General features: G+C 71.8%; 8 protein-coding genes, 1 tRNA gene and 1 other RNA gene. 4 read left to right on the top strand and 6 right to left on the bottom strand.

Going from position 1 to position 7,762, the window contains the following annotated elements; all coding sequences use genetic code 11:
* The 4 genes from ACOJUF_RS06070 to ACOJUF_RS06055 form a co-directional block, all read right to left on the bottom strand.
* Positions 1-704: cytochrome c oxidase subunit I (locus ACOJUF_RS06070; protein ID WP_420120966.1), on the bottom strand; the 704-nt coding region annotated here is incomplete at its 3' end.
* 326 nt (positions 705-1,030) lie between these two features.
* Positions 1,031-1,103, bottom strand: a tRNA-Ala gene (locus ACOJUF_RS06065).
* Between the two features lie 43 nt (positions 1,104-1,146).
* Positions 1,147-2,001, bottom strand: coding sequence for a DsbA family protein (locus ACOJUF_RS06060; RefSeq protein WP_420120965.1), 855 nt, complete (start codon positions 1,999-2,001; stop codon positions 1,147-1,149).
* 93 nt (positions 2,002-2,094) lie between these two features.
* Positions 2,095-2,598 carry a MauE/DoxX family redox-associated membrane protein gene (locus tag ACOJUF_RS06055; RefSeq protein WP_420120964.1) on the bottom strand — a complete coding sequence of 168 codons (504 nt, stop codon included), beginning with the start codon at positions 2,596-2,598 and terminating at the stop codon, positions 2,095-2,097.
* A gap of 98 nt (positions 2,599-2,696) precedes the next feature.
* Between ACOJUF_RS06055 and ACOJUF_RS06050 the strand changes: the two genes are divergently transcribed.
* Both ACOJUF_RS06050 and ACOJUF_RS06045 read left to right on the top strand, forming a co-directional pair.
* Positions 2,697-3,863 carry an inorganic phosphate transporter gene (locus tag ACOJUF_RS06050; RefSeq protein WP_420120963.1) on the top strand — a complete coding sequence of 389 codons (1,167 nt, stop codon included), beginning with the start codon at positions 2,697-2,699 and terminating at the stop codon, positions 3,861-3,863.
* Positions 3,860-4,084, top strand: coding sequence for a hypothetical protein (locus ACOJUF_RS06045; RefSeq protein WP_420120962.1), 225 nt, complete (start codon positions 3,860-3,862; stop codon positions 4,082-4,084). The genes ACOJUF_RS06050 and ACOJUF_RS06045 overlap by 4 nt, the downstream gene beginning before the upstream one ends.
* Before the next feature lie 40 nt (positions 4,085-4,124).
* Here ACOJUF_RS06045 and ACOJUF_RS06040 read toward each other — a convergent pair whose 3' ends face one another.
* Positions 4,125-5,234, bottom strand: coding sequence for an FKBP-type peptidyl-prolyl cis-trans isomerase (locus ACOJUF_RS06040; protein ID WP_420120961.1), 1,110 nt, complete (start codon positions 5,232-5,234; stop codon positions 4,125-4,127).
* A gap of 232 nt (positions 5,235-5,466) precedes the next feature.
* On the opposite strand from ACOJUF_RS06040, the gene ACOJUF_RS06035 reads away from it, so the two are divergent.
* On the top strand, positions 5,467-6,762 hold the full coding sequence (locus ACOJUF_RS06035; protein WP_420120960.1) for a magnesium transporter MgtE N-terminal domain-containing protein: 1,296 nt from the start codon (positions 5,467-5,469) through the stop codon (positions 6,760-6,762).
* A complete protein-coding gene (locus tag ACOJUF_RS06030) occupies positions 6,755-7,321 on the top strand; it encodes a DUF1003 domain-containing protein (protein WP_420120959.1) in 567 nt (188 codons plus the stop codon). The genes ACOJUF_RS06035 and ACOJUF_RS06030 overlap by 8 nt, the downstream gene beginning before the upstream one ends.
* A 69-nt stretch (positions 7,322-7,390) precedes the next feature.
* On the opposite strand, the gene ssrA is transcribed toward ACOJUF_RS06030, so the two are convergent.
* Positions 7,391-7,762: a transfer-messenger RNA gene (gene ssrA, locus ACOJUF_RS06025) on the bottom strand.

Raw genomic sequence — 7,762 nt, 5'->3', positions numbered from 1 at the left:
CGGTCCGAGGCCATGCCCATCAGGGCGGCGGTCAGGATCGGGAACGCGATCAGGATCAGGATCGAGGTGATGAAGATGGCCCAGGTGAACATCGGCAGGCGCCACATGGTCATGCCCGGGGCCCGCATGCAGATCACCGTGGTGATCATGTTGACGCCGCCGAGGATGGTGCCGAGACCGGAGACGGCCAGGCCCATGATCCACAGGTCGCCGCCGACGCCGGGCGAGTTCGCCTCGAGGGACAGCGGCACGTAGGCGGTCCAGCCGAACGCGGCCGCGCCGCCCGGGGTGAAGAAGCCGGACGCCGCGATCAGCGCGCCGAAGAAGTACAGCCAGTAAGAGAAGGCGTTCAGCCGGGGGAACGCCACGTCCGGCGCGCCGATCTGCAGCGGCAGCACGAAGTTGGCGAACCCGAACACGACGGCCGTCGCATAGAACAGCAGCATGATCGTGCCGTGCATGGTGAACAGCTGGTTGTACTGCTCGGGCGAGAGGAACTGCATGCCCGGCTGCGCCAGCTCGGCCCGCATGAACAGCGCCATCAGGCCGCCGAGCATGAACCAGGCGAACGAGGTCGCGATGTACATGACGCCGAGGACCTTGGGGTCCGTGGTGTGCAGGTACTGCAGGAACTTGGCGCCGCGGGGCGCCCGTTGCACCGGATACGGCCGGGTCACCACGGGACGGGGTGCTACTGCGGTCACAGTGGAGCCTCCAGCGGTTCGGCGCTCGCAGGGTTGGTTCACATGCCACGTGCATGCCGTGACCACCAGAGCTTAATCCGACGAGGCGTAGAACACCGCGTGAGGGGGGTCCCGAGTTTCCGGCCCCGGGTCAGACCCCCGACCGGACCCCCGGCGTCGTCCCGGAGCCGGCCGGGCCCAGCACCGCGTGCAGGGCGTCCCGGAGCACGGCGGCGGCCGTCACGGCCGCCCTGCTGCCCGACCCGGGTCGGCCGGAAGGGCCCGCATCCGGCCTCGAACAACCGAAAGGGCCGGCCGTTCCGAACGGAACGACCGGCCCTGTGCGGTGGAGCTGAGGGGACTCGAACCCCTGACCCCCACACTGCCAGTGTGGTGCGCTACCAGCTGCGCCACAGCCCCAAGCTGCCGGAACAGCGTAGCAAGCTCCGGCAGCGGTTCCTAATCAGGCCACCAGGGTGGACAGCCAATCGGTGTTCAGCGTGACCGGAGCGCCGTTGTGGACCACCGTCGGGGTGCCCGCCCGGCCGCCGGTGATCGTGCCCAGGTTGGTCATGAAGGTGGCCGCCGCGGCCGCCGCCGCCTGGGTGTTGGTGCCCGACGAGATGCAGGTCTGAGCCTGCTCGGTGGCCCCCGCCGTCTTGGCCAGGTCGGCCAGCTGCTGGTTGGACAGGTCCGTCGAACCGTTCTCCTCGGGCTGGTTGGCCGAGTCGAACAGGGCCGAGTGCAGCGCCATGTAGACGCCGGGCTGGGTGCCCGAATCCTGCGCGACGCACAGCAGCGCGCCCGCCGCCCGGGTGGAGTAGTCACCGGAGGGCGACAGCCGGTTCAGGAAGTCGACCATGTGGTAGTTCACGGTCAGGTTGCCGTTGTCGATCTGCTGGGCGATCTGCTGCCCGAACTGCCGCTCCAGCTCGGCGCAGGCCGGGCACATGGCGTCCTCGTAGACGTCGATCGTCGCCTTGGGCGTGCTGCCCGGCTTGGTGACCGTCACCACGCCGTCCGCCGACGCGGTGGCGACCGACTGGGTGGAGCCGCCGTAGCCGTCGGCCTGGGTGGCGGTCTGCTGGCGGTTCAGCACGACCCCGAAGACCACGATCGCGATGATCACCACGATGGCGATGCCGCCGATGATGAGCTGGGTCCGGTTGTTGCCGGGGCTGGAGCGCCGCGCCGCCGCGACCGACTGCCGGCCGCTCGCCCCGCTCTTGCCCTTGGGGGCGGCCTTGCCGCCCCCCTGCCCGGCGCCGCTCCCGCCGCTCCGACCCTGTCCGTTCTTGCCTGCGCCCGATTGCGCCACCGCGCTGTCCTCGCCGTCTTCTTCGTCGCTGTCCGGTTCCCGTCACCGGGGCGGTTGCCACCGGTTCGTCACGCCGCCACCACTATGCCGGGACTACCGCGGGTCCGTCGCCCGCCGCTGGACCAGCCGGTCCACCGAGAACGGGGTGTCCGGCCGCACCGCCAGGTACACCGCCAGGGCCAGGAACGCCAGATCTCGCAGGATCTCCTCGGTGTAGGCGGTCTGACCGGCCGCGACCTCCCCGCCGCCGCCGAAGCAGCCGCAGTCGATGGACAGCCCGCGGGCCGCCGCCGAGGCCACCGCGGCGATGAACGTCACCATCACCACGCCGGCCAGGATCGCGGCCAGCCGGGTCGCCAGCCCGACCAGCAGCAACACGCCAAGGGCCAGCTCGAACCAGGGCAGGATCGCGGCCACGGTACCGACCAGCGAATCGGGCAGCAGTTGATAGGCCCGGACCGCGACGATCGTCTCCCGGGCGTCCCAGGCCTTGATCCCGCCCGACACCAGGAACACCCCGGCCAGCACCAGCCGGGCCAGCAGGCCGGCCACGTCGCGGATTCGCGCGGCCCGGGATACTGTCCGCGTGTTGGTCACCCGTTCACCCTAACGACGGCGTGCCGCCACCCGGCGTTCGGGAAAAGATCCCGTCTCTTGCGCATCGACCTCGGACCCTTCGCTCAAGAAAGACCTGGATGACGACGACGCTGTTCGTGGTGGCGCTGGTCGTGCTGACCGCGCTCGTATTCGATTTCACCAACGGCTTCCACGACAGCGCCAACGCCATGGCCACCTCCGTCGCCACCGGCGCGTTCGCACCCCGGACCGCGGTGCTGGTCGCCGCCATCCTCAACGTGATCGGCGCCTTCCTGTCCACCGAGGTGGCCAAGACCATCTCCGGCGGCATCGTCAACGACGCGGTCGTCACCCCGGTGATGATCTTCGCCGGGCTGGTCGGGGCCATCCTGTGGAATCTGACCACCTGGCTGTTCGGGCTGCCGTCCAGTTCGTCCCACGCCCTGTTCGGCGGGCTCATCGGCGCCGTCCTGGTCGGTGCCGGCACCGCCGGGGTGAACTTCTCCGTCATCGTCTCCAAGATCGTGCTGCCGGCGATCATGGCGCCGCTGGTGGCCGGTCTGGCCGCCGGCCTGGCCACGTTCCTGGTCTATCGCTGGATGCGGCGGGCGGACCGGGAGCCCGCCGTCGGGTGGTTCCGCCGGGGCCAGACGGTGTCCGGATCGATGATCGCGCTCGCCCACGGCACCTCGGACGGCCAGAAGACGATGGGCGTCATCACCCTGGTGCTGATCACGGCCGGTTACCAGGAGTCGGGCACCGGACCGCAGGTCTGGGTCATCGTCACCGCCGGGCTGGCCATCGGGCTGGGCACCTACTCGGGCGGCTGGCGCATCATGCGCACGATGGGCAAGGGCATCGTCGAGGTCACCTCGCCCCAGGGCCTGGCCGCCGAGACCACGTCGGCCGCGGCCATCCTGGCCTCGTCGCACATGGGCTTCGGCCTGTCCACCACCCAGGTCTGCGCCGGCTCGATCATGGGCTCGGGCGTCGGCCGCAAGCTGGCCGACGTGCGCTGGGGCACCGCCCGGCGGATGGTCTACGGCTGGCTGCTGACCCTGCCGGCGGCCGCGCTGGCCGGCGGGATCGCCGCCGCCATCGCCGGGACCGGCACGCTGGGCCTGGTCATCGTGTTCGCCGGGCTGGTGGCCGGAGCGGCGGCGATCTACGCCATCTCCCGGCGCGCGCCGGTGTCGGCCGACAACGTCAACGACGCGCGCGACGTGGTCATCAACCCGACCGATCCCGAGCCGACCACCCCGTCCCCCCGGGAGGTGACCGGATGAAGATCGACTGGGCGTCCCTCGGGCTGGTCGCGGTGACCACGGTGGTCGCGGCCATCTCCATCGTCGGCATCTTCGCCCTGGGCGTGGCCGCCCTGACCCACGCACCGGCGGGCGGCGGGCGGCCCCACCTGCTGGCGCGGGCGGCCGGCTACGGCTGCCTCGGGGTGGCCGGGCTGATCGCCCTCTACGGCATCTACCTGATCGTCCCGCTCTTCCACTGATCGCCGGGCGTCTTCCACTGATCGCCGGGCGACCGGGTGGTCAGCCGGTCGGCGCCGCGCTGCCCGGGGCGGACGACCCGCTCGGCTCGGCGCTGCCGGGCACCTCGGATCCGCTGGGGGTCGCCGACCCGCTCGGCGTCGTCGCCGGGGTGACGGTGGTCTGGTAGATCAGGTCGATGACGGCCGCGATCGCCGGCTGCTGCTGTCCGGTCGACTGGTCGGTCTGGCCGGGAACCTGGACCAGCACCCGGCTGCCCAGCGGCACGCCGACCATGCCCTCGAACGGGCCGCCGGCGGCCCCCGGCAGCTCCTGCGGGCCGCCGCCCTGGCCGGACGCGCTGGTCCAGGTCGAACCGGCGTCCTCCCCGGTCCAGGTCACCGCGGCGTACTGCACCAGCACCTGGCCGGCCTGGACCGGCGCGCCGGTGCCCTTGGCCAGCACCGTGACCGACGGCGCGGTCGGCTCGGGCGTGCCGGCCGGCACGGTGACCGTCGCCGGGCTGCCGAGGTCGCCGCTGACCTGCGGGGCGTTGGCCGGGGCCGGCTGCACCTCGGCGTCCTTCTGGCCGGCCGCGTCCGGGCCGATGGCGTCCACGATGTCGACCACGAACACCAGCGTGTCGGTGCCGGTGATGCCGGCGCTCGGGTTGCCGGCCGCCTTGTAGCCGTCGGCCGGCGGCAGCGACAGCATCACCCGGCTGCCGACGGGCACCCCGACCAGGCCGACGTCCCAGCCCGGGACGACCTTGCCGACGCCGATCTGGAAGGCCGAGGTGGAGCCGCGGTCGTAGGAGTTGTCGAAGACCTTGCCGCCCCAGACCTGGCCCAGGTAGTTGGTGACCAGCCAGTCGCCGCTCGTGGTGACCGGGCCGGTGCCCTCGGACAGGATCACCCGCTGCAGGCTGGGCGGCGGGTCCCCGGCCGGGAAGGTCAGCGTCGGCTTCTCGCCGAACGCGCCGCTGGCGGTCGGCAGCTGGTCGGCCGGGACCGGGGCGGCGACGGCGGTGGCCGGGGGCACGCTCGGCCCCAGGGTGGCCGGCGTCGACGTCACCGAGGTGCTGGTCGGCGTCGACGAGCCGCCGGAGGCGCAACCGGTGAGCAGGATGCCCACCGCCAGGGGCAGGGCCAGGACAAGGGCGCGGACGCGCATCGAACATCCTCGGGGGTGATCTGGTGGTCTGATCGGGTGGTCTGATCGGGTGGGTCCGATCGGATGGTCCGGTCGGTCCGTCGCCGAAGAGGCATCGGCAACCCGCAACCCTACGCAGCGCGGCGGTGCCGACACCGTGGGCCCGCCGTGTGAACACCCTGGGAATGTCCCGGCGACGGGGGTGGGCCGAGGGTGCCGCCGCCCGGGCGGGACGGGGCCCTAACCTGATCCCGTGGCTCCCACCGCGAAGGTCTTCGTCGCCCAGCTGGCCGGGCTGCCGGTGTTCGGCCCGGGCGGCGAATCGATCGGCAAGGTCCGCGACATCGTGGTGGCCCTGCGGCTGGACCGCAAACCGCCGCGGGTGCTCGGCCTGGTGGTCGAGCTGCTGACCCGCCGGCCCATCTTCGTGCCGATGCTGCGGGTCGGCAGCCTCGAGTCGCACGCCGTCGCCCTGTCCACCGGCAACGTGAGCATGCGCCGCTTCGAGCAGCGACCGATGGAGCTGCGGCTGATCGGTCAGCTGCTGGGGGTCACGGTCAACCTGGCCGCCCGGGCGACCTCGGCGATCGTGGTGGATGCCGCGATCGAGCGCACCCGCAGCCGGGACTGGGTGGTCGCCCGCCTCGCCGTCCGGGAGAAGACGCGGCGGCTGGTGCGCCGCCCGCCGGTGCAGATCGTCAGCTGGCCGGACGTGCGGGGGCTCGGCCCGGCCGAACTGACCGGTCGATCGATCCGGGGCTCCCAGCAGGTCATCGCCCAGATGGAGGGGCTGCGCGCCGCGGACGCGGCCGCCGTCCTGCGCGAACTGGAGCCGACCCTGCGGTACGAGGTCGCGGACACGATGGACGACGACCGCCTCGCCGACATCCTGCAGGAGCTGGGCGAGGACGACCAGCAGGAGATCCTGGCCCACCTGGACGAGTCGCGGGCGGCGGACATCCTGGAGGCGATGGATCCCGACGACGCGGCCGACCTGCTGTCGGAACTGCCGCCGGGCGTCCAGGAACGGCTGCTCGGGCTGATGGAACCCGAGGAGTCGGCCCCGGTCCGCCGGCTGCTGCAGTACTCGGCCGAGTCGGCTGGTGGCCTGATGACCCCGGAGCCGGTGGTCCTGACCCCCGACGCGACGATCGCCGAGGCCCTGGCCCGGGTGCGGTCCCCCGACCTGACTCCGGCGCTGGCGTCGATGGTGTTCGTCTGCCGGCCACCGCAGGCCACCCCGACCGGCCGGTACCTGGGCTGCGTGCACACCCAGCGGCTGCTGCGCGAGCCGCCGTTCGAGCTGGTCGCCGGTGCGCTGGACGCCGAGATGGCGCGGCTGTCCCCCGACGCCTCGCTCGCCGACGTCACCCGGTTCTTCGCCTCCTACAACCTGGTCTGCGCGCCCGTGGTGGACGACGAGGACCACCTGCTCGGCGCGGTGACCGTCGACGACGTGCTGGACCACCTGCTGCCCGACAACTGGCGCGACGAGGGACTGGACGAGGACGAGCCGGCCCCCGCCGCCCGGGGGGTGACCCATGGCTGAGGCGCACTCCCGGCGCCGGCTGGACCAGCCGCGCAGCGGACGCCGGTTCAGCATGGACATCGATCCGGAGACGTTCGGCCGGTTCTCCGAGCGCCTGGCCCGGTTCCTGGGCACCGGCACGTTCCTGTTCTGGCAGACGCTGGTCGTGATCGTCTGGATCACGCTCAACCTGGTCGCGGTCAGCTACCAGTGGGACCCGTACCCGTTCATCCTGCTCAACCTGGCGTTCTCCACCCAGGCCGCCTACGCCGCACCGCTGATCCTGCTGGCGCAGAACCGGCAGGACGACCGCGACCGCATCTCGCTGGAGGAGGACCGGTCCCGCGCGGCCCAGACCAAGGCCGACACCGAGTTCATCGCCCGCGAACTGGCCGCCCTCCGCGTGGCCATCGGCGAGGTCGCCACCCGCGATTACCTGCGGGGCGAACTCGACCGGCTGCGGGAGGACCTCGAGCAGCCCGAGGCCGGCACCCCACCGCGCGACAAGCCGGCCAAGCGGGCGGACAAGCGCAAGACCCGGGCCAAGGCCCCCGTCGAACGGGCCGAGCCGCTGACCTGAGTTGACGTCCCCGAGAGACGAGAAGGGCCCCGCCTGATCAGGCGGGGCCCTTGTCGTCACGTGCGTGACACGTGGAGGTGGCGGGAATTGAACCCGCGTCCACCGTGGCCTTGCGAGGGCTTCTCCGGGCGCAGTCCGTTAGATCTCTACTCGGCCCCACCGCTGTCACGGACACCCCGGTGTGACGGGCCCAGTCGCTGTGAGATGTCCCTCGAGGTCCCGCGACCGGACCTCTCGGTGATCCTCCTAGCTGACGTCAGGATCCGGGTCGGAGGATTCCCGGGCTGACGGACTCCTTACTCGCTCAGGCGGCGAGGGCGAAGTCAGTGCGCTTGTTGTCGGCACTTGATTTTTTTGCAACGGATGGTTAACGAGATCATCGTTGCCTTCCTCGGCCCGCTTCACCTCACTCGACTCACGCTGTCGAAACCGATCACCCCC

It is taken from the genome of Nakamurella sp., from assembly GCF_048594475.1.
Lineage (GTDB): Bacteria > Actinomycetota > Actinomycetes > Mycobacteriales > Nakamurellaceae > Nakamurella.
Note: the sequence above shows the minus strand (reverse complement) of the source record. Positions and strands in the feature narration are given on the sequence as shown.

Bases quoted from the DNA above. Each gene is read 5' to 3' on its own strand.
- ACOJUF_RS06040 (WP_420120961.1), bottom strand. From the start codon at position 5,234: ATGCGCGTCCGCGCCCTTGTCCTGGCCCTGCCCCTGGCGGTGGGCATC.
- ACOJUF_RS06045 (WP_420120962.1), top strand. From the start codon at position 3,860: ATGAAGATCGACTGGGCGTCCCTCGGGCTGGTCGCGGTGACCACGGTG.
- ACOJUF_RS06050 (WP_420120963.1), top strand. From the start codon at position 2,697: ATGACGACGACGCTGTTCGTGGTGGCGCTGGTCGTGCTGACCGCGCTC.
- ACOJUF_RS06030 (WP_420120959.1), top strand. From the start codon at position 6,755: ATGGCTGAGGCGCACTCCCGGCGCCGGCTGGACCAGCCGCGCAGCGGA.